This window comes from Serratia sp. TSA_198.1 (assembly GCF_052686505.1).
The window spans coordinates 1,453,495-1,472,942 of sequence record NZ_JBQZFP010000001.1; the positions used below are offsets into that span (position 1 = coordinate 1,453,495).

The following is a 19,448-nucleotide window of genomic DNA, read 5'->3' on the forward strand; positions in this document are numbered from 1 at the left end:
TAGACCCTTTTAAAAACTGGCACTGTGTTTGCAATACCCTGACAAGCGCCGCGCAATTTGGAACCCGCAGGAAGCATTCAAGCAGCGCGTGAACCGTCCCATTCGCAGACCCGAGGTGTTCAAATGAAAATTGGCGTATTTATCCCGATCGGCAACAACGGCTGGCTGATTTCCAGCAATGCTCCGCAATACAAACCGACGTTTGAACTCAACAAAACCATCGTGCAGAAGGCCGAGCATTACAATTTTGATTTCGCCCTGTCGATGATCAAACTGCGCGGCTTCGGCGGCAAAACCGAGTTCTGGGATCACAACCTGGAGTCCTTCACCCTGATGGCCGGGCTGGCCGCAGTCACCTCGCGCATCAAGATCTACGCCACCGCCGCGACCCTGACCATGCCGCCGGCGATCGTCGCGCGGATGGCCTCCACCATCGACTCTATTTCCAACGGGCGCTTTGGCCTGAACGTGGTGACCGGCTGGCAAAAACCGGAATACGAGCAGATGGGCATGTGGCCGGGCGACGATTACTTCGGCCGCCGTTACGACTACCTGGCGGAATACGTGAAGGTGCTGCGCGATCTGTGGGGCACCGGCAAGTCCGACTTCAAAGGCGAGTTCTTCCAGATGGACGACTGCCGCGTCAGCCCGCAGCCGCAGGCGGACATCAAGGTCATCTGCGCCGGGCAGAGTGACGCCGGCATGGCCTTCTCGGCTAAATACGCCGATTACAACTTCTGCTTCGGCAAGGGCGTCAACACCCCGACCGCCTTCGCACCGACGGCAGCACGGCTGAAAACCGCCGCCGATACCGAAGGCCGCAGCGTCGCCTGCTATGTGCTGTTCATGATCATTGCCGATGAGACCGACGAGGCCGCACGCGCCAAATGGGAAAGCTATAAAGCCGGTGCCGACACCGAAGCGCTGGCCTGGCTGACCGAGCAAAGCGGCAAAGACACTAAATCCGGCGCCGACACCAACGTACGCCAGATGGCGGACCCGACCTCGGCGGTCAACATCAATATGGGTACGCTGGTCGGTTCTTACGCCAACGTGGCGCGCATGATGGATGAGATCGCTACCGTGCCCGGTACCGAAGGCGTGCTGCTGACCTTCGATGACTTCGTGAAAGGGGTGGAAGACTTCGGCGAGCGCATCCAGCCGCTGATGAAAAGCCGCGCCGACGTTTGCCCAAAAACCGCTGAAAGCCGTGAGGTAGCCTGATGAAAATTGTTGAAAACCAGCCGGTGGTGCGCCGCCAGTCGCCGGAAACCGGTGCAACCGTCACTCTGCCCGCGCGCCCGGAGGCCATCGCCTTTGCGCCGCAGGAAACTGCGCTGATCGTGGTCGATATGCAAAATGCCTACGCCTCGCAGGGCGGCTACCTTGATCTCGCCGGTTTTGACGTCTCGGCCACCGCCCCGGTGATCGCCAATATCAAACGCGCCATCAGCGCCGCGCGCGCCGCCGGTATTCGGGTGATCTTTTTCCAGAACGGCTGGGACAATCAGTATGTCGAAGCCGGCGGCCAGGGTTCGCCCAACTGGCATAAATCCAACGCGCTGAAAACCATGCGCAAGCGCCCGGAGTTGATGGGCAAGCTGCTGGCCAAGGGCGACTGGGACTACGATCTGGTGGACGAACTGCAGCCGCAGCCGGGCGATATCGTGATCCCGAAACCGCGCTACAGCGGCTTCTTCAATACCCAACTCGACAGCCTGCTGCGCTCCTACGGCATTCACCATTTGGTGTTTACCGGCATCGCCACCAACGTCTGCGTGGAATCCACATTGCGCGACGGCTTCTTCCTCGAATATTTCGGCGTGGTGCTGGCGGACGCCACTCACCAGGCTGGGCCGCAGTTTGCCCAGCAGGCGGCGCTATACAACATCGAAACCTTCTTTGGTTGGGTGTCGGACGTCGACAGTTTCTGCGATGCGCTCATCGCCCCGCTCAGCCAAACGGCATGAGTTTTGCCTGCTTTACCCTTTAATCATTCATCAGGAGCAAGACTATGCCAAAAACCATCATTACGCCGCCGGGCACCGGCAAACCGCTGGCACCCTTCGTCCCCGGCACGCTGGCCGACGGCGTGGTTTACGTCTCGGGTACGCTGGCGTTCGATAAAGACAATAACGTGGTGCACGTCGGCGATGCGGCAGCGCAAACCCGCCACGTGCTGGAAACCATTAAAAGCGTGATCGAAACCGCAGGCGGCAGCATGGATGACGTGACCTTTAACTCGATCTTCCTCACCGACTGGCAAAACTATGCCGCCATCAATCAGGTCTATGCGGAGTATTTTCCTGGCGACAAACCGGCGCGCTACTGCATTCAGTGCGGGCTGGTGAAACCGGACGCACTGATTGAGATCGCCACCGTGGCCCATATCGGCCGCTGAATCCTTATCTACAGAGGATCGAGAATGTACTTTGAGATTTTGGGAAAAGACACCCCGCTCGCCCCCACCGTAGTGCTCTCTGCCGGTCTGGGCGGCGCAGGCAGTTTCTGGCAACCGCAGATTGAAGCGCTGAGCGAGCATTTCCGGGTGGTGGTTTACGATCATCAGGGCACCGCCCGCAGCAAGGGCGAGGTGCCGGCCGGCTACAGTATGGCCGATATGGCGGATGAGGTGGCGCAGTTGCTGCGCTCGATTGGCGTTGAACGCTGTTATTTCGTCGGCCACGCGCTTGGCGGCATGATTGGCCTGCAGTTGGCGCTCGCGCACCCGCAGTTGGTCGCAAAACTGGTGGTGGTTAATGGCTGGCCGACGCTGGACAGCCAGACCCGGCGCTGCTTCAAAGTGCGCCAGGACCTGCTGCTCAACAGCAGCGTGGAAGCCTATGTGCGCGCCCAGCCGCTGTTCTTGTTCCCCGCCGACTGGCTGTCGCGGCACGAAGCGCTGCTGGATGAGGAGCTGGCGCATCAGGTGGCGCATTTCCAGGGGACAGAAAACTTGTTACGCCGCCTGAGCGCGCTGATGAACGCCGATTTCCGCCCGTACCTGGCGGACATTACCACCCCGACGCTGGCGTTGTGCTCCCGCGATGATTTGCTGGTGCCCTATCACTGCTCGCATCAGTTGGCGGAGAGCCTGCCGTTCGGTGAACTGGCGCAGATGGCGTACGGCGGCCATGCCATGAGCGTGACGGATGCCGACAACTTTAACCGCATTCTGCTCGGCTGGTTGCTGAAAACCCACGGCCAGTCGTCTGCTTGCAGCCCTGCGGACGCCCAGCATGAGCCCACAGGACTGAAACACTGAGTTCAATCGCCAGGCCCTTCGCTATGGGCCAGCCACAGGAGAAAAAGTATGCAAACCCAAACCCTTCTCGCCAGCGCGCCACTTGTGCCACAGGCCGTAGAAAAACAGGACTTTCGCGACGCGATGGCGCGCCTGGGTTCGGCCGTGAATATCATTACCACCGACGGCCCGGCTGGCCGCGCCGGGTTTACCGCTTCTGCGGTATGCAGCGTTACCGATACGCCCCCGACGCTGCTGGTATGCCTGAACCGCTCCGCATCGGTGTATTCGGTGTTCAAGCAAAACCAGACGCTGTGCGTCAATACGCTGGCGGCGGAACACGAGTCGCTGTCGAATCTGTTTGGCGGAAAAACGCCGATGGACATGCGTTTTTCCGCCGCCCGTTGGTCCACGCTGGCAACCGGCTCCCCCATTCTGCATGGCGCAGTGGTCTCTTTCGATTGCCGGATTAGCCAAATTGTCAGCGTCGGCACCCATGACATTCTGTTCTGTCAGGCGGTGGCGCTGGCGCGTAATGACGAAAGCCACGGTCTGGCTTACTTCGATCGTCGCTATCACCCGTTATTGAAGCAATGATTTGCCGATAATGCCGTAACGCGCACTCACCTGCGCCCCTAACCTGCCCCCCTGTTTTTGGAGATGACGATGGCGAATACCTGGTTTCCCCAATGGCGCATGAAGCAAGGCAATCTGGACGGTGCGGTGGTCGCACCCGATGAAAGGCTGCCGCTGGTGCCAACGCTGGTTATGGGCTTGCAACACGCGGTGGCCATGTTTGGCGCCACGGTGCTGATGCCGCTGCTGATGGGCTTTGACGCCAACCTGGCCATATTGATGTCCGGCATCGGCACGCTGCTGTTCTTCCTGGTGGTCGGCGGCCGGGTGCCGAGTTACCTCGGTTCCAGCGCGGCGTTTGTCGGACTGGTGATCACCCTCACCGGTTACAGCGGCCAGGGCGCGAACCCCAACATTGCGCTGGCGCTGGGCGGCATCATCGCCTGCGGGCTGGTGTATCTGCTGATTGGGTTTGTGGTGATGAGCGTCGGCACCCGTTGGATCGAACGCCTAATGCCGCCGGTGGTGACCGGTGCGGTGGTGATGGCGATCGGCCTGAACCTGGCGCCTATCGCCGTACGCAGCGTCTCGGCTTCCAATTTTGACAGCTGGATGGCGGTGGTCACCATTTTGTGTATCGGTTCGGTGGCGGTATTCACCCGTGGGTTGATGCAGCGGTTGCTGATCCTGCTCGGGCTGATCGCCGCCTACCTGATCTATGTGGTCGTGACCAACGGTTTTGGGCTCGGCAAGCCGGTGGATTACAGCGCGCTGAGCCAGGCGGCCTGGTTTGGTCTGCCGCAGTTCACCGCGCCGGTGTTTAACCTGCACGCCATGCTGTTGATTGCCCCGGTGGCGATCATTCTGGTGGCGGAAAACCTCGGGCATGTGAAGGCGGTGGCAGGGATGACCGGCCAGAACCTCGATCCCTATATCGGCCGCGCCTTTGTCGGCGACGGGCTGGCGACCCTGCTGTCTGGCTCGGTAGGCGGCACCGGGGTCACGACCTACGCTGAAAATATCGGCGTGATGGCGGTGACCAAAATTTACTCCACCCTGGTGTTTGTCGCCGCGGCGGCGGTGGCGATTGTTCTGGGCTTTTCACCGAAGTTCGGCGCGCTGATCCACACTATTCCAGGCCCGGTGCTGGGCGGCGCCTCGGTGGTGGTGTTCGGTTTGATTGCCGTCGCCGGCGCGCGCATCTGGGTGCAAAACAAGGTCGACTTGGGCGATAACGGCAACCTGATTATGGTGGCCGTAACGCTGGTGCTGGGTGCCGGCGATTTTGCACTGACCATCGGCAACTTCACCATGGGAGGCATAGGTACCGCCACCTTCGGCGCCATTATTCTGAATGCGCTGCTGCGCAACCGTAAAATCCTGCCGCTGGCGGACAACGCCGCACGTTGATTCCGAGGGCCCGGCCTGCCGGGCCTTATTCAGCCAGCGCCGCTGCCTTGCCTTTGCGGCGAATGCGCAGTTCGCTGACCAGCACGCCCAGCACAATCAGCCCGCAACCCAGCAGGGCAACCCCCGGTAAACGTTCCCCGGCGATACGCCCGACGATCCCCGCCCAGACCGGTTCGCCGGCATAAATGACCGTAGCGCGCGTCGGTGACATGCTGCGCTGCGCCCAGTTCATCGTCAGTTGAATCAGGGCGCTGGCGATGCCCAGCCCTATCGCGCTGTACAGCAGATAACTGGTGTACGGCGGCACCGCCTCGCCGGTCGGTACCATCATCAGGAACGAGGCCAGCGATGCCGTCCCCAGTTGTACCACCGTCACCCGTTTGATATTCACCTTACCGGCATAGGCGCCAATCAGAATGATCTCGGCCGCCATGCCCAGCGTGCCGATCAATGTCAGTATCTCGCCCGCGCTGAGCGTCATATCCGCACTGCTCGGCGCGGCCAGCAGCATCAGGCCGGTGAACGCCAGCAGAACGCCGACCCACGACATCACGCCGGGAAAACGCCCCAGCACCAGCCACTGTAGCAGCGGCACCATCGGCACATACATGGCGGTAATAAACGCCGATTGGCTGCTGCTGATCGTTTGCAACCCAAGGGTTTGCAGGCCGTAGCCAAACATGATGGCAATGCCGATAAACATGCCCGCTTTCAATTCATACCAGGTCAACCCGCGCAGGGTGCGCACGGAGAACAGCGTCAGCACCAACGTGGCGGCGGCGAAACGCAGCCCGACGAAAAAGAACGGCCCGCTGACCTGCATGGCATGGTGCACGGCCAAAAAGGTACCGCCCCAGATCATGGTGATGAAAATCAGCACCGCTTCCTGAAGTTTGATTTTGAAAATAAGCGTGGAAATCAAGGATTTTTTTACTGCAGACACTGACTTGCCCTTAATGCCGGGTGCAATATAATGCACAGATCGCACCAGTATGAGGGAATGCCTGCGGATGAGCAATATAGTGCACAATGAAAAACATGACGCGCTCAAAGTGCTGCAATATCTAAGCAGCAACCTGCGCGGATACCGCCAGCAGGCCGGGCTGAGCCAGATGGCGCTGGCGGAAAAATCCGGCGTCAGCCGTCGCATGCTGGCCGGGATTGAAGCCGGTGACCGCAACGTCAGCCTGGTGGTGCTGGACAAGCTGGCCGAGGCGCTGAATATCGCCTTCACCGATCTGATCCAGGCACCGGAAGCACGCGGCAATCATCTGGTGGGTGAACTGGCCTGGCAGGGGCGCGAGCCGGCAAGCCAGGCGGTGTTGGTCGCCAGCGTGCCCGCACTTCAGCGGGTGGAGCTGTGGGAATGGGCGCTGATGCCGGGCGAACGCTACGACTCGCGGCCGGATGCCGCTGGCTGGAACGAGATCATCTATGTGATCACCGGCAGCCTGACGCTGGAGCTGGAACAACAGACCCTGACGCTGGATGCCGGTGAAACCCAGGTGTTCAACAGCGATCAGCACTATGCCTACGTCAACCGCACCGAGCGGCCGCTGCGTTTTATCCGCAACGTCGCCTTTTAATCATCCAGCGCCGCCACTTCCGGCAGCTCTTCCAACGGCGGCTGGATCCCCTCGTAAATATAGTCTTTGGCGGCGAAGGTGCATTCATCGCCCACGTCGTCTTCCACGATCACATGTTTGATGGCGCCGTCGCTCAGCAATACCCGTTTGATGCCACGATATGATGTCATTGTTTCCTCCGTTAGTGGGCCGGACACACTGCAAGTGTAGTTTAGCCCTCGTCGGCTGCGGGTGTCACCCGTCTGTCGCGCGAATGTCGTGCCGCTGTCGTGGCAGTTGGCGCGGCCAGCCCCTACACTTGGCCTCAGTGATGGTTCATTTTGGAGAACGCAATGCAAACATACCGCATCAGGCAATTAAGGCTGGAAAAAGGCTGGTCGCAGGAGCAGTTGGCCACCATTGCCGGCCTCAGCACCCGCACCGTTCAGCGCATTGAAAATGGCGAACAGGGCAGCCTGGAGACCCTGACCGCGATTGCCGCGGCGTTGGGGTTGCAGGTGAACGATCTCAGCCAGCCGCAGCCGGCACAGCCGGATAACGACAGTCAGAGCGAACAGGCTATTCGCCGACAGGTTGAAGCGGAAGGCAAGCTGCTGCGCATGGCGGTGCGTTTTGCGATCATCGGCCTGTTTCTGTTTGCCGTTAACTGGTTTACCCATCCGCACTATCTCTGGTCGCTGTGGGCGATTGGCGGCATGAGCCTGGCGGTGATGATGCGGGCTGTGCGCACCCTGCTGCTGCCAGAGGTTTTCAACCGTTGGCAACGGCAGCGGCTGGAGCAAAAGCTCAGGCGTCTGCACTGAGTTTCAGCCAGTCCGCCAGCCGGGCAAGCGCGCTGCCCGGCCTGATTTCCTGTGGCGACAATAAGCAGTAACCGCTGCCGTCCGGCATAAAACCAAAGGGTGCGCTCAGCAAGCCGGCGGCCACATCATCGCGTACCTGCTGCCACGGGCCGATGGCAATCCCCATCCCCGCCACCGCCGCCTGCAGGCTGAAGTAGAAATGATCAAAACGCTGCTCCGGCCGGCCAGTCAGCGCCACGCCTTGCCCCTGCGCCCATTGCCGCCAGGCGTCGGGACGGGTGGCGGAATGCAGCAGTACCGCGTCGTGACTCAACTGCGGCGGGCCGTCGCCAGGGGTTACCCAGCGCCGCAGCGTTTCAGGTTTGCACACCGGCCCAACCCGCTCGCTGAACAACGCCAGGCTGTGCAGCTTATCCCCCCAGTCAAAATCGTTGCGCCGGATAGCGGCGGTAATGCCGTCATGAAACGAAAATGGCCCGCCACCGGCCACCAGTTGCAGGTTGATTTCCGGGTGCGCCTGCTGAAACGCCGGCAGACGCGGTATCAACCAGCGCATCAATAACGTTGGCTCGCACGACAACACCAGCGGCGCGTCCTGCGCCTGCTGACGCAGCGTTTGCGCAGTATGATCCAGAATGCCGAATGCTTGCTGAGACGCCTGAAACAGCGAGTGCCCGGCTGGCGTAAGATATACCCGCCGGTGACGGCGCTCGAACAGCGCAATCTCCAGCTCATCTTCCAGCGCTCTGACCGCACGGCTGACGGCCCCGTGCGTCAGGTTCAGGCTGCTCGCCGCCTGCGTAAAGCTTTCCAGTCGCGCAGCGGCCTCAAAACAGCGCAGCCCGCCCAGCGACAGCGGCCGATTAATTTTGCGTGAGTTTTTCTCACTGATACTGTCAGTTTTCATCGTTTGTCACCGCTGGCTATTCCTCTTATAAATCAGACACTCTCTTCTGATTTTTTGACAGGATAACTATGACTGAACTCCTCGCCGTCGTCACCATCACTTTACTGGCCGTTATCAGCCCAGGACCGGACTTTGCCATGGTGTCGCGCAACAGCCTGCTGCTTTCCCGCCGCGCAGGGGTGCTGACTGCCTGCGGTATCGGCGCTGGTGTGGTGACCCACGTGAGCTATACCCTGGTCGGTGTTGGCGTATTGATCCAACAGTCGTTGTGGTTGTTTACTTTGCTGAAGGTGATCGGCGCCGCCTATTTGATTTATCTGGGTGTCGGCATGCTGCGCCACGCCGGAGCTGCCGCCGCTGCCCCTTCCCACGCAGACACAGCCGCCACCAGTGACTTCGCCGCGCTGAAGATAGGTTTTTTGACCAATGTGCTAAACCCCAAAACCACTATTTTTATCGTTAGCCTGTTTATGCAGGTGGTCAATCCGCAGACGCCGCTCAGCGTGCAGATCGGCTATGGGCTGTTTATTGCGCTTGCCCATATTCTCTGGTTTGCCGCCGTGGCGTTGCTGTTTTCCGCGCCGGGCGTCAATGCGCGCCTGCTGCGCCTGCGCAAAGGCATCGACAGAGCCTTTGGCGGCCTGCTGATCGTCTTCGGTGCGCTGCTGGCGGTCGCCGGCATCAAATGAGGTGCAAGGATAAGTTCAGCATTCACTTCTATGCTTATGGGGCATTTCTTTCAATCACCGAGCGGGGAACGCAACATGGCAAAAGTTTTGGTCCTTTATTACTCAATGTACGGGCATATCGAAACCCTGGCAGAAGCGGTAGCGGAAGGTGCGCGCAGGGTCAGCGGCGTTGAAGTCACCGTGAAACGGGTGCCGGAAACCATACCGGCGGACGCCTTCGCCAAAGCCGGCGGCAAAAGCGATCAAAAAGCGCCTGTCGCCACGCCACAGGAGTTGGCCGATTACGATGGCATTATCTTCGGTACCCCTACCCGCTTTGGCAACATGGCCGGGCAGATGCGCACCTTCCTCGATCAAACCGGGGGGCTGTGGGCTTCCGGCGCGCTGTATGGCAAGGTAGGCAGCGTATTTTCGTCCACCGGTACCGGCGGCGGCCAGGAGCACACTATCACCTCCACCTGGACCACGCTGGCGCACCACGGTTTTATTATCGTTCCGATCGGTTACGCCACGCCCGAACTGTTTGACATCTCCCACACCCGCGGCGGTACGCCCTATGGCGCGACCACTATCGCCGGCGGTGACGGCTCGCGTCAGCCCAGCCAGGAAGAACTGACCATTGCCCGTTATCAGGGCGAACACGTGGCGAAAATCACTGCCAAGCTGAAAAGTTAAGCAATAACCTTCCGTTATCTACCCTGTGGGGCCGCGGATTCGCTCGGCCCCATCTTGTTGCCAACCCGCAGCAAGGTTAAAATGCCGCTCAGCCTGCCATTCACTACCTGAACGTCACGGTCGAAATTCGTTCTGCCCGTCTATCACCGGCATTGGCCCTGATGGCGGGCGTTCTGTTTTTGCGCATAGCGAAGGGAAATAAGTCAGTGTCTAAAGATTTTGATGAACTAATAAGAGACATGGATCTTATTATTGAAAATGTAGACAGTTTCAAGGCTATGGCCCCGCGCGCGCCCGAGCCACCCGTTGCGCCGCCGGCAGTCCACCACTACGACTCGTTCTGCGAGAACGTTGCGCTGAAAGTGGTATTGAAAGTCCTGCTCTCGTCGGTGGATAAAATCGTCAAGGTGCAGATTGCCAATAAGGTCGAGCAGGAGATCGCTCAGATAGAACAGCAGGTAGTACGTGCCGGCGGAGGGCCAGTATCGCCTGAAGATCTGGCACAAATGACGCAGTATGTGCGCCGCACCGTAAATAACCTGTTGGAATAAACACAGGCCTCTATTAGCCGGTGGTATCAAAGGTTAACCGCCTGTTGCTATCGCCGTTCTCGATTTCCCCCTCCCATTGGACACAACGTTGTGTATCACCTGTAGCACATTCATAACCTGAATGTGTTGCATTGTTGTATTCATTTCACTGATATAAGTTAAAACAACTGTAAATAAATACAGTATATTTTAACTTATTGAGGATATGAATATGCGCTTTAACAAGATGTTAGTCCTGGCCGCCCTGCTGTTTGCCACTCAGGTTTCAGCCGAAACGCTCGAATCCATCGACAACTGCGCGGTGGGTTGCCCGACCGGTGGCAGTAGCAACGTATCTATCGTTCGCCATGCTTATACGCTGAACAATAACAGCAGCACCAAGTTCGCCAACTGGGTGGCTTACCACATCACCAAGGACACGCCGGCCAGCGGCAAGGATCGCAACTGGAAAACCGACCCGGCGCTGAACCCGGCGGATACGCTGGTACCGGCGGATTACACCGGTGCCAATGCGGCGTTGAAAGTTGACCGTGGGCATCAGGCGCCACTGGCCTCGCTGGCGGGGGTGTCTGACTGGGAGTCGCTGAACTATCTTTCCAACATCACGCCGCAGAAGGCCGATTTGAACCAGGGATCCTGGGCGCGGCTGGAAGATCAGGAACGCAAACTGATTGACCGGGCGGATATCAGCTCGGTGTATACCGTCACCGGCCCGCTGTATGAACGTGATATGGGCAAACTGCCGGGGACGCAAAAAGCGCACACCATCCCCAGCGCCTACTGGAAGGTGATTTTTATCAACAGCAGCCCGGAAGTGAACCACTACGCCGCGTTCTTGTTTGATCAAAACACCCCGAAAAGTGCCGATTTCTGCCAGTACCGCGTAACGGTCAGCGAGATCGAAAAGCGTACCGGGCTGATTATCTGGGCAGGTCTGCCGGAGGATGTACAGGCTTCGCTGAAGAGTAAGCCAGGAGTGCTGCCGGAGCTGATGGGCTGCAAGAGCTAAAACCAACAACCCCGCGCTCGAAGGGTGCGGGGTTATCACCGGGTACTGTCTATACCGGGACTGAATTATTGAGTCTGATTTTCCACGCGCGTAATCCCGTGTTTCTTCATAACGTCTTCCATGGTCAGATTTTCATCCTCTGGCGTTTCGTCAATAACGACGTTTTCCGGGCGAACATAAGGCTTGGTTGCACGCTTGAACATCCACCACCAAACGAACACCAGGAACGCCCCGGACTTCAGAAAAATCATGGTCCATAACGCCACTTGATACCAGTTCATCTCTATCTCCATGAAAGAGTTAAGCGCAATCGCATCACTCTATTTTAACCTTTGCACTGCCCTGATCAAGCGTTGGCGGCGCATCTGTCGGGGATGAGATCGAACAGATTGGGGAAAAAACGGTGTGACAGTTTACAAGGGGACGTTCGGTCGCGAGAGAAACGGAAGGAAGGTAGGAGTTTATGGGTATTTCGGTGTACCAGATACAAAAAACCCCGTGCTCGAAGAGCACGGGGTCAGAATGAATGGCGGAGGAGCAGAGATTCGAACTCTGGAACGGTTTCCCGTCGACGGTTTTCAAGACCGTTGCCTTCAGCCACTCGGCCACCCCTCCGCAACGAGCCGAACTATAAACAGAGCCAATCGGCTTGTAAAGCCCATAGCCGTTCAACCGAACGAAAAAACAGCACCTAGCGTGCGAGCGTTGAAGAAACCACCAACGGCAGCTCAGGGTGGCAGCAATGATAACTAAGGGTAAAGATTGGTAAACAAACTTTAATCAAACGCTTGCGCTGCCTATCATCGGAACTAATTTTGTGATGACCTGATAAGAGAGATCATTATGGACCGTATTGTCGTCTCATCCTCCTCGCGCGACTCGTTGCTCAGCACGCATAAAGTTCTGCGCAATACCTACTTCCTGCTTTCGTTAACGCTGGCGTTTTCCGCGCTGACCGCGACCGCCAGCACCATGCTGGGGCTACCGGCACCGGGCCTGTTGCTGATGCTGGTCGGGTTCTATGGCCTGATGTTCCTGACCCACAAACTGGCGAACAGCCCGGCGGGCATTCTGGCGGCGTTCGCGCTGACCGGCTTTATGGGTTATGCGCTGGGTCCAATCCTCAGTTCGTTCATTAATACCGGGGCCGGCGATCTGATCATGCTGGCATTGGGCGGCACCGCCGTGGTGTTCTTCTGCTGTTCGGCCTACGTGCTGACCACGCGCAAGGACATGTCATTCCTGTCCGGGATGATGATGGCAGGCTTTGTGGTGCTGCTGGTTGCGGTAATCGCTAACCTGTTCCTGCAAATTCCTGCCCTGCATCTGGCGATCAGTGCGCTGTTTATTCTGTTCTCCGCCGGCGCAATCTTGTGGGAAACCAGCAATATCATCCACGGCGGCGAGACCAACTACATCCGCGCCACCGTCAGCCTGTACGTATCGCTGTACAACATGTTCATCAGCCTGTTAAGCATTTTGGGCTTCGCGCGCAGCAACTGAGTCAACGCTTGCCAAACACTCAAACCCCGCCTCGGCGGGGTTTTGTTTTTTGCGACAACCAAAAATTTGTTAAACTGGCGGCCGTTCTGAATCATTCGTTATCGAGGCAGTATGTTGGAGTTTGAAGGCCAGATTATTGAAACTGATGCGCAAGGTTACCTGAAAAACAGCGCAGACTGGCATGAGGGCCTGGCGCCGCTGCTGGCTGCGCAGGAAGAGATAACGCTAAGCGAGGCGCATTGGGAAGTGGTGCGCTTTGTGCGCAACTTTTACCAGGAATTTAATACTTCACCGGCAATCCGCATGCTGGTGAAAGCCATGGCGCAGAAATACGGTGAAGAGAAAGGCAACAGTCGTTACCTGTATCGCCTGTTTCCAAAAGGCCCGGCCAAGCAGGCAACCAAAATCGCCGGCCTGCCGAAACCGGTAAAATGCATCTAAAGGTTAATAGCGGATACTGAAACCCCGGTAATCGGCCGTGCCTCGGGGTTCGACCAACACGCGATCGACACGTGCGCTGCGCGGGCCACCGTTCTTCAGCCATTCCACCAGCTTATCCACCTGCGGTTGTTCGCCGCAGGCCACCACTTCGACGCTGCCGTCGTCAAGATTGCGCGCATAACCGCTTAACCCCAACGCCGTCGCCTGATGCTGAGTGTTATAGCGAAACCCCACCCCTTGCACCGCGCCATAGACATACGCAGCAATGCAAACTTGTGTCATAATCCGCTCCTTATTAACTTTCGTTTATGGCATTGCCTGTGCGCCGCACGGCAATGTCACTCTTTTTACCTAGCTGGCAGCATTCTTAATTATGACCGTACGCCTGTATCTCGCCAAAGGACGTGAAAAGTCCTTACTTCGTCGCCACCCGTGGGTATTCTCCGGTGCCGTTCAACGTATTGAGGGTAAAGCTCTTTCCGGCGAAACCATTGATATTCACGACGCCCAGGGCAAATGGTTGGCGCGCGGCGCCTACTCGCCGGAGTCCCAAATCCGCGCCCGTGTCTGGACCTTCCAGCAGGACGAAGAGATTAACATCGATTTCTTCATTCGCCGTTTACAGCAGGCACAAAACTGGCGTGATTGGTTAGCGAAACGTGATGGACTGGACGGCTATCGCCTGATTGCCGGCGAATCTGACGGTATGCCAGGCGTGACCATCGATCGCTTCCAGAATTTCCTGGTCCTGCAACTGCTGTCAGCCGGCGCCGAATACCAACGCGCGGCGCTGATTACCGCCTTGCAGCATTGCTATCCGGAATGCGCAATCTACGATCGTTCAGACGTAGCGGTGCGCAAAAAAGAAGGTTTGCCGTTGGCTCAGGGGCCGGTGCTGGGCGATCTTCCCCCTGCTCTGCTGCCCATTACCGAGCATGGCATGAAGCTGTTGGTGGATATCCAACAAGGCCACAAGACCGGCTTTTACCTCGATCAGCGCGACAGTCGCCTGGCTGCACGTAATTACTCCGCCGGCCGCCGCGTACTCAACTGCTTCTCCTACACCGGCGCCTTCGCCGTTTCGGCTCTGATGGGCGGCTGTTCACAGGTGATCAGCGTAGATACATCACAGGCAGCGTTGGATATCGCTAAACAGAATGTCGAACTGAACCAGTTGGACCTGAGCAAAGCGGAGTTTGTGCGCGATGATGTGTTCCAGTTGCTACGCGCCTACCGCACGCAGGGTGAAAAATTCGACCTGATCATTATGGATCCGCCGAAGTTCGTCGAAAACAAAAACCAGCTGGCCAGCGCCTGTCGCGGCTATAAAGATATCAATATGCTGGCGTTGCAGTTGCTGAATCCGGGCGGCATTTTGCTCAGTTTCTCCTGCTCCGGCCTGATGCCTACCGATTTGTTCCAGAAAATTTTGGCCGACGCCGCTGTAGATGCCGGGCGTGATGTACAATTTATAGAGCAGTACCGTCAGGCTGCCGATCACCCGGTTATCGCAACTTATCCTGAAGGGTTGTACTTGAAAGGCTTTGCGTGCCGGGTGATGTAACTTGAAATACGCTGCTTTGCCCTCATATAGAGAGTAAAGCACTGTTTCTCAGGAGGTCATCATGATTGCCAGCAAATTCGGTATCGGACAACAGGTTAGGCATAAGTTGCTGGGGTATTTGGGGGTGATTATCGATATTGACCCTGAATACTCCCTCGAGCAGCCCAAAGCTGATGAGATAGCGGCGAATACCGATCTGCGGTTCGCCCCTTGGTACCACGTGGTGATGGAAGACGAAGAAGGCCAACCGGTGCACACTTATCTGGCGGAAGCACAGCTGGATGGGGAAGCCCAGGACGCCCACCCCGAACAACCCTCGCTGGATGAACTGGCGGAATCCATCCGTCACCAGTTACAAGCACCACGTCTGCGAAACTGATGCGTAACCCTGGCCTGAGAAACTCGCCTTAAAGGCCTGGCACTATGCCAGGCCTTTATTTTCCTCAGCGCTCAAGGCCCAAACGCGGGATTTCGATTTTAGGGCAACGATCCATCACCACCTTAAGCCCCGCTTCGTTTGCCAATGCCTCTGCCTGTTCATTAATCACACCGATTTGCAGCCACAACGCCTTGGCACCAATGGCAATGGCCTCTTGAGCCACCGCGTATGCAGCCTCTGAATTACGGAATACGTCAACCATATCAATCGAATGCGGAATGTCCGCCAGCTTCGCATAAACCTGCTGGCCCAGCAGCGTCTGCCCCGCCAACTTGGGGCTAACCGGTGTCACCTGATACCCCTGCGAAAGCAAATAGGCCATCACGCCAAAGCTGGCGCGCGCCGGATTGTCACTGGCACCCACCAGCGCAATGGTTTTCATCTGTTGCAGCAGGCTGGCAATTTCGTTGTCTTGCATTTTCCGCTCCCAAAAGTTGACAGGGACTTCCCTACGCTGAGTGTAACTCATTGCCCTTAAATCGGCTAAAAGCAGCCCCCCGGAAACTCCCTGCCACTTTTGCGGTCTGATGCTGTCACTGCTAACATTCACTCGGCAAATGATGTCAGGATGAATATAAATGTGTATATTTGTAAATATATACGCAATTCTGAAAAACTTTGACACAGTCCATGGCGTATTCAACACTAATAACGATGCCACTTATAAGGAGATAACGATGAAATTTGGTCTGATGGTTGCGGGGCTGCTCAGTGTCAGTATCAGCATGCCTGCCGTAGCTACGACCCTGAGACTCTCCCCTGATATCGACCTGCTCGTGGTCGACGGCAAGAAAATGACGGGATCGTTGTTAAAAGGCGCCGACAGCCTGGAGCTGGATGGCGGGCAGCATCAGTTACTGTTTAAAGTCGTCAAGCCCGTACGTTCGGGGCAGCATGAGGTAAAGGCCTATGCCTCACCACCGCTTATCGCCACCTTCAATACGCAGAATGTCAGCTCCGTAGCCATCGAGTTGCCACGCATTGAGAATGTGCGTGATGGCGAGAGGTTTGATAAAACGCTTAATTATCAGGTTATCGATAAAAAAGGTAACGCGCTGGCGATGAGACACGACGTGCTGCACCCCGATGGCGTGACGCTCAATGTGGATCTGGAAAAACTGATGGCAGATTACAACAGCCAGAATCGCCCGGCCTCGGTGCCGTCCTTTGCGCAGGTTCGTACCGGCACGTCGTCCTCCCCGTTGGGTAACGCGGCGTTAAACGCCCCCACGGTGACGTTGAAGGGTGAAAACGTTTCCGAACAAATGCTGCAATATTGGTTTCAGCAAGCAGATAAAGACACTCAGAAACGTTTCCTGCAGTGGGCCAATAAACAACCCACCCATTAAGATGATCGGCGTCTTTTACGCAAAGGCGCGCTTTCTTCGCATTTTCCGGTGTAAACGCTAGGCAGTGAAAAACAGTTTCAGTAATCTGTCGCACATCCCCCCGATTAGCGAAGGACATCGAGATGGAATTTACCACCCGCACTATCGCCGCGCGCAAACACATTGCGCTGGTGGCGCACGATCATCGCAAGCAAGCCCTGCTCAAATGGGTTGAAGACAATAAGCCCGTCCTGGAGCAGCACCAGCTTTACGCCACCGGCACTACCGGCAATCTGATTCAACGGGCTACAGGCATTCCGGTACAAAGCATGCTGAGCGGCCCGATGGGCGGCGACCAGCAGGTCGGCGCGCTGATTGCGGAAGGCAAGATCGATATGCTTATTTTCTTCTGGGATCCGCTGAATGCGGTACCACACGATCCGGATGTAAAAGCCCTGCTGCGCCTGGCGACAGTATGGAATATTCCCGTCGCCACCAACCGCTCCACTGCAGATTTCCTGATCGATTCCCCGCTGTTTAAACGCGAAGTGGAAATCGCCATTCCGGATTATCAACGTTATTTGCAGGATCGCCTGAAGTAGTGATTGCGGCCTGGCAAACACCAGGCCGTGAACTCAAGGTTTTTTCTGCAGCGGCACGCCGAGATCCTGCAAATGCTCAACGAACACCGAGGGGCGTTCGCGATCCTGCAATAGCCAGACCTGATGTTTGGCGCGTGTCAGCGCCACATACAACAACCGTCGCTCCTCTGCGTCCGGGAAATCTTCCGGTTGTGGCAACAAGACATCCTCCAGCACCGACTCGCGCGCTACCGCAGGAAAACCATCGCTGCCCTCGTGCAAACCGGCGATGATCACATACTCCGCCTGCTGCCCTTTACTGGCGTGAATCGTCATAAACTCGAGGGTCAGTTTTGGCCACCGGGTCGACGCTTTCGACAGCACTTCCGGTTTCAGATGGTGATAACGCGCCAGCACCAGAATGCGCTCATCCGGCTTGGCGTAACCGCTCAGTTTGTCGAGCAGGTTCTCCAGCTGTTCATGCGGTAAAATTACCACCGATTTCTTGTTGCCCTTACTCAGGCTATTCAACGGTTTCTTCAACTGATGCGGGTTTTGCTGCACAAAGCGGTTTGCCACCTCGCCGATACGATCATTGAAGCGATAAGTGGTATCGAGCGCGCACTGAGCGCCCTCGCCAAAGTTTTCGGCAAACGCCGTGGTGAGCGTCAACTCCGCACCGCTAAAGCGGTAAATAGCCTGCCAATCGTCGCCCACCGCGAACAGGCAGGTCTGCTTATTCTGCTTGCGCAGCGCTGCCAGCAACTGTGCACGTTGCGGCGAGATATCCTGGAACTCATCCACCAGAATGTGCTTCCACGGACTGACGAAACGCCCTTTTTCCAGAATATTGACCGCCTGATGAATAAGGCCGGAAAAATCCACCGCCCCCTCATCTTTAAGTGCGCTTTTCCAGGCTTTCAGCAACGGCGCCATCAGCCGAATGCGCTTTGAAAACAGGTCACGGATCTCTTCATCCGCCTGTTCGATCATTTCCGCCTGGCTGCCGCCGTGCATCCGCATCAGCCCCAGCCAACGTTCGAGCCTGCCTGCCAGCCGCTCGGCCAGGCGTTTATCCTGCCAGAAGTCGCCTTCGGGCACGTCCCACTCCAACTCCTCCATCAACCACTGACGCCACCCTTTGGCCTGCGCCTTTTTCTCTGCGCACTGTTGCTGCCAATGGGTAATCAACAACGTACGCCGGGCTTTGCTGTCGGTTTCCAACTTGCTGATGGCCGGCACTTTACGGTTGCCCTGCTGAATGATCTGCAGCGCCAGCGCGTGGAAGGTTTTGGCCTGAATCGCCACGCTGCCCAAACGCTCCTGAATGCGCTCATTCATCTCTTCCGCCGCCTGGCGACCAAACGCCAACAACAGTATCTGCCCGGGTTCAGCCTCCTGACGGCGCAACAACCATCCGGCTCGCGCCACCAACACCGAGGTTTTGCCGCTGCCGGCACCAGCCAGAACCAGTACCGAGTCTTCGCCATTTACCACGGCACGGCTTTGCGAGTCATTCAACGGCGAACTTTCGATAGTCTGGAAGAAATCGTGATACGTCTCCAGCATGCGCTCTGTCCACTGCTGATTACGCTGCCCCACACTGCGCAGCCCATGCTGCAACCACTGAAGACATAGCTGGTAGTCATCCCGACAGTTGTCGAACTCATCAAGCCGCGCTACCGGCATTGGCAAGGCGCCAAAAGACTGTCGGATCTGCTGCTGCAATTTGCCCAATTCTGACTTTTTGAACCATTTATCCTGCTGTTCAATACGCTGGATATGCTCTACCTGCTGCTGTAAAACGCCGGAGCTGATTTCACTCATCTCGGCGCTCCATTGCTGCCAGGCCTGTTGCAGGTAGTGGTAAAAACGCTGAGTTTCTTGCCATTCAGTACCGTGTAGACGTACCACTTTCTCATCAGGCAGCTCAAATTCCAGCTCGCCCCAGACGATGCCGCGTTTACATCGGACTTTGATCAACTGATTGAAAGGAATAAGATATTCGTGTTTCTCACCGCTCACCTCAACCCCGGCGTGCAGCAACCGCACGCGGTTGTAAGGATGCTGAGCCAGGTGTTTCCCCAGCGATGTCGCTTTAAGTTCCATATCGGCGCGCCATGACTATGTTGAGATTAAATA

The 19,448-nt window shown here is 57.1% G+C and carries 25 protein-coding genes and 1 tRNA gene; 18 read left to right on the forward strand and 8 right to left on the reverse strand.

What is annotated here, in order from left to right:
- The first annotated feature begins 123 nt into the window (after nt 1-123).
- The 6 genes from rutA to rutG all read left to right on the forward strand — a co-directional run bounded on the left by rutA (nt 124) and on the right by rutG (nt 5,230).
- Nucleotides 124-1,224, forward strand: a complete 1,101-nt coding sequence (gene rutA, locus ACUTSW_RS07010; RefSeq protein ID WP_004942872.1) for a pyrimidine utilization protein A — start codon at nt 124-126, stop codon at nt 1,222-1,224.
- Nucleotides 1,224-1,970 (forward strand): pyrimidine utilization protein B, encoded by a 747-nt coding sequence (gene rutB, locus ACUTSW_RS07015; RefSeq protein ID WP_004942869.1) that lies wholly within the window; start codon nt 1,224-1,226, stop codon nt 1,968-1,970. The genes rutA and rutB overlap by 1 nt, the downstream gene beginning before the upstream one ends.
- Before the next feature lie 44 nt (nt 1,971-2,014).
- Nucleotides 2,015-2,401: a pyrimidine utilization protein C gene (gene rutC / locus ACUTSW_RS07020; RefSeq protein ID WP_004942866.1), complete on the forward strand. Its 387-nt coding sequence runs from the start codon at nt 2,015-2,017 to the stop codon at nt 2,399-2,401.
- Between the two features lie 24 nt (nt 2,402-2,425).
- Nucleotides 2,426-3,265: a pyrimidine utilization protein D gene (rutD, locus tag ACUTSW_RS07025; protein ID WP_445584021.1), complete on the forward strand. Its 840-nt coding sequence runs from the start codon at nt 2,426-2,428 to the stop codon at nt 3,263-3,265.
- Between the two features lie 48 nt (nt 3,266-3,313).
- Entirely contained in the window at nt 3,314-3,841 is a 528-nt protein-coding gene (rutF, locus tag ACUTSW_RS07030) for an NADH-dependent FMN reductase RutF (RefSeq protein ID WP_062870422.1), read from the forward strand.
- Between the two features lie 69 nt (nt 3,842-3,910).
- A complete protein-coding gene (gene rutG, locus ACUTSW_RS07035) occupies nt 3,911-5,230 on the forward strand; it encodes a pyrimidine utilization transport protein G (protein ID WP_063199311.1) in 1,320 nt (439 codons plus the stop codon).
- 25 nt (nt 5,231-5,255) lie between these two features.
- On the opposite strand, the gene ACUTSW_RS07040 is transcribed toward rutG, so the two are convergent.
- Nucleotides 5,256-6,173 (reverse strand): DMT family transporter, encoded by a 918-nt coding sequence (locus tag ACUTSW_RS07040; RefSeq protein WP_445584022.1) that lies wholly within the window; start codon nt 6,171-6,173, stop codon nt 5,256-5,258.
- 67 nt (nt 6,174-6,240) lie between these two features.
- Here ACUTSW_RS07040 and ACUTSW_RS07045 point away from each other — a divergent pair, with 67 nt between their 5' ends.
- The gene (locus ACUTSW_RS07045) at nt 6,241-6,816 is read left to right on the forward strand and encodes a helix-turn-helix domain-containing protein (RefSeq protein ID WP_445584023.1); all 576 of its coding nucleotides are present in this window, start codon (nt 6,241-6,243) and stop codon (nt 6,814-6,816) included.
- On the opposite strand, the gene ACUTSW_RS07050 is transcribed toward ACUTSW_RS07045, so the two are convergent.
- Nucleotides 6,813-6,986 (reverse strand): hypothetical protein, encoded by a 174-nt coding sequence (locus tag ACUTSW_RS07050; protein ID WP_445584024.1) that lies wholly within the window; start codon nt 6,984-6,986, stop codon nt 6,813-6,815. The two genes, ACUTSW_RS07045 and ACUTSW_RS07050, sit on opposite strands and share 4 nt — an antisense overlap.
- A 162-nt stretch (nt 6,987-7,148) precedes the next feature.
- Here ACUTSW_RS07050 and ACUTSW_RS07055 point away from each other — a divergent pair, with 162 nt between their 5' ends.
- Entirely contained in the window at nt 7,149-7,619 is a 471-nt protein-coding gene (locus ACUTSW_RS07055) for a helix-turn-helix domain-containing protein (protein WP_445584025.1), read from the forward strand.
- On the opposite strand, the gene ACUTSW_RS07060 is transcribed toward ACUTSW_RS07055, so the two are convergent.
- Nucleotides 7,603-8,526, reverse strand: a complete 924-nt coding sequence (locus ACUTSW_RS07060) for a LysR family transcriptional regulator (protein WP_445584026.1) — start codon at nt 8,524-8,526, stop codon at nt 7,603-7,605. The genes ACUTSW_RS07055 and ACUTSW_RS07060 overlap by 17 nt on opposite strands.
- A gap of 68 nt (nt 8,527-8,594) precedes the next feature.
- On the opposite strand from ACUTSW_RS07060, the gene ACUTSW_RS07065 reads away from it, so the two are divergent.
- The 4 genes from ACUTSW_RS07065 (at nt 8,595) to ACUTSW_RS07080 (ending at nt 11,450) form a co-directional block, all read left to right on the forward strand.
- Nucleotides 8,595-9,215: a LysE family transporter gene (locus ACUTSW_RS07065; protein ID WP_445584027.1), complete on the forward strand. Its 621-nt coding sequence runs from the start codon at nt 8,595-8,597 to the stop codon at nt 9,213-9,215.
- A 75-nt stretch (nt 9,216-9,290) separates the two neighbouring features.
- Complete coding sequence (gene wrbA / locus ACUTSW_RS07070) at nt 9,291-9,890, forward strand: NAD(P)H:quinone oxidoreductase (RefSeq protein WP_004942840.1); 600 nt, start codon at nt 9,291-9,293, stop codon at nt 9,888-9,890.
- A 206-nt stretch (nt 9,891-10,096) separates the two neighbouring features.
- Nucleotides 10,097-10,441, forward strand: a complete 345-nt coding sequence (locus ACUTSW_RS07075) for a hypothetical protein (RefSeq protein WP_006324592.1) — start codon at nt 10,097-10,099, stop codon at nt 10,439-10,441.
- A 211-nt stretch (nt 10,442-10,652) separates the two neighbouring features.
- The gene (locus ACUTSW_RS07080; RefSeq protein WP_004942831.1) at nt 10,653-11,450 is read left to right on the forward strand and encodes a DNA/RNA non-specific endonuclease; all 798 of its coding nucleotides are present in this window, start codon (nt 10,653-10,655) and stop codon (nt 11,448-11,450) included.
- 65 nt (nt 11,451-11,515) lie between these two features.
- Here ACUTSW_RS07080 and ACUTSW_RS07085 read toward each other — a convergent pair whose 3' ends face one another.
- Together ACUTSW_RS07085 and ACUTSW_RS07090 are read right to left on the reverse strand one after the other, a co-directional pair.
- Nucleotides 11,516-11,731: a hypothetical protein gene (locus tag ACUTSW_RS07085; RefSeq protein ID WP_004942827.1), complete on the reverse strand. Its 216-nt coding sequence runs from the start codon at nt 11,729-11,731 to the stop codon at nt 11,516-11,518.
- A gap of 246 nt (nt 11,732-11,977) precedes the next feature.
- Nucleotides 11,978-12,065, reverse strand: a tRNA-Ser gene (locus ACUTSW_RS07090).
- Nucleotides 12,066-12,293: 228 nt separating this feature from the next.
- On the opposite strand from ACUTSW_RS07090, the gene yccA reads away from it, so the two are divergent.
- Entirely contained in the window at nt 12,294-12,953 is a 660-nt protein-coding gene (yccA, locus tag ACUTSW_RS07095) for an FtsH protease modulator YccA (RefSeq protein ID WP_004942825.1), read from the forward strand.
- 111 nt (nt 12,954-13,064) lie between these two features.
- Nucleotides 13,065-13,394 (forward strand): sulfurtransferase TusE, encoded by a 330-nt coding sequence (tusE, locus tag ACUTSW_RS07100; RefSeq protein ID WP_004942823.1) that lies wholly within the window; start codon nt 13,065-13,067, stop codon nt 13,392-13,394.
- A 3-nt stretch (nt 13,395-13,397) separates the two neighbouring features.
- Here tusE and yccX read toward each other — a convergent pair whose 3' ends face one another.
- The gene (gene yccX / locus ACUTSW_RS07105) at nt 13,398-13,676 is read right to left on the reverse strand and encodes an acylphosphatase (protein WP_062870416.1); all 279 of its coding nucleotides are present in this window, start codon (nt 13,674-13,676) and stop codon (nt 13,398-13,400) included.
- 91 nt (nt 13,677-13,767) lie between these two features.
- On the opposite strand from yccX, the gene rlmI reads away from it, so the two are divergent.
- Both rlmI and hspQ read left to right on the forward strand, forming a co-directional pair.
- Nucleotides 13,768-14,958 (forward strand): 23S rRNA (cytosine(1962)-C(5))-methyltransferase RlmI, encoded by a 1,191-nt coding sequence (gene rlmI, locus ACUTSW_RS07110; protein WP_004942819.1) that lies wholly within the window; start codon nt 13,768-13,770, stop codon nt 14,956-14,958.
- A gap of 61 nt (nt 14,959-15,019) precedes the next feature.
- Nucleotides 15,020-15,337 carry a heat shock protein HspQ gene (gene hspQ / locus ACUTSW_RS07115; protein WP_004942817.1) on the forward strand — a complete coding sequence of 106 codons (318 nt, stop codon included), beginning with the start codon at nt 15,020-15,022 and terminating at the stop codon, nt 15,335-15,337.
- A gap of 64 nt (nt 15,338-15,401) precedes the next feature.
- Here the strand turns inward: hspQ and ACUTSW_RS07120 are convergent, their stop codons facing one another.
- Nucleotides 15,402-15,815, reverse strand: a complete 414-nt coding sequence (locus tag ACUTSW_RS07120) for a CoA-binding protein (protein WP_020438813.1) — start codon at nt 15,813-15,815, stop codon at nt 15,402-15,404.
- 259 nt (nt 15,816-16,074) lie between these two features.
- Between ACUTSW_RS07120 and ACUTSW_RS07125 the strand changes: the two genes are divergently transcribed.
- A complete protein-coding gene (locus tag ACUTSW_RS07125) occupies nt 16,075-16,746 on the forward strand; it encodes a DUF2057 family protein (RefSeq protein ID WP_445584028.1) in 672 nt (223 codons plus the stop codon).
- Nucleotides 16,747-16,868: 122 nt separating this feature from the next.
- Nucleotides 16,869-17,327: a methylglyoxal synthase gene (locus ACUTSW_RS07130; RefSeq protein ID WP_445584029.1), complete on the forward strand. Its 459-nt coding sequence runs from the start codon at nt 16,869-16,871 to the stop codon at nt 17,325-17,327.
- Between the two features lie 33 nt (nt 17,328-17,360).
- Here the strand turns inward: ACUTSW_RS07130 and helD are convergent, their stop codons facing one another.
- A complete protein-coding gene (gene helD, locus ACUTSW_RS07135) occupies nt 17,361-19,415 on the reverse strand; it encodes a DNA helicase IV (protein WP_445584030.1) in 2,055 nt (684 codons plus the stop codon).
- Between the last annotated feature and the right edge of the window lie 33 nt (nt 19,416-19,448).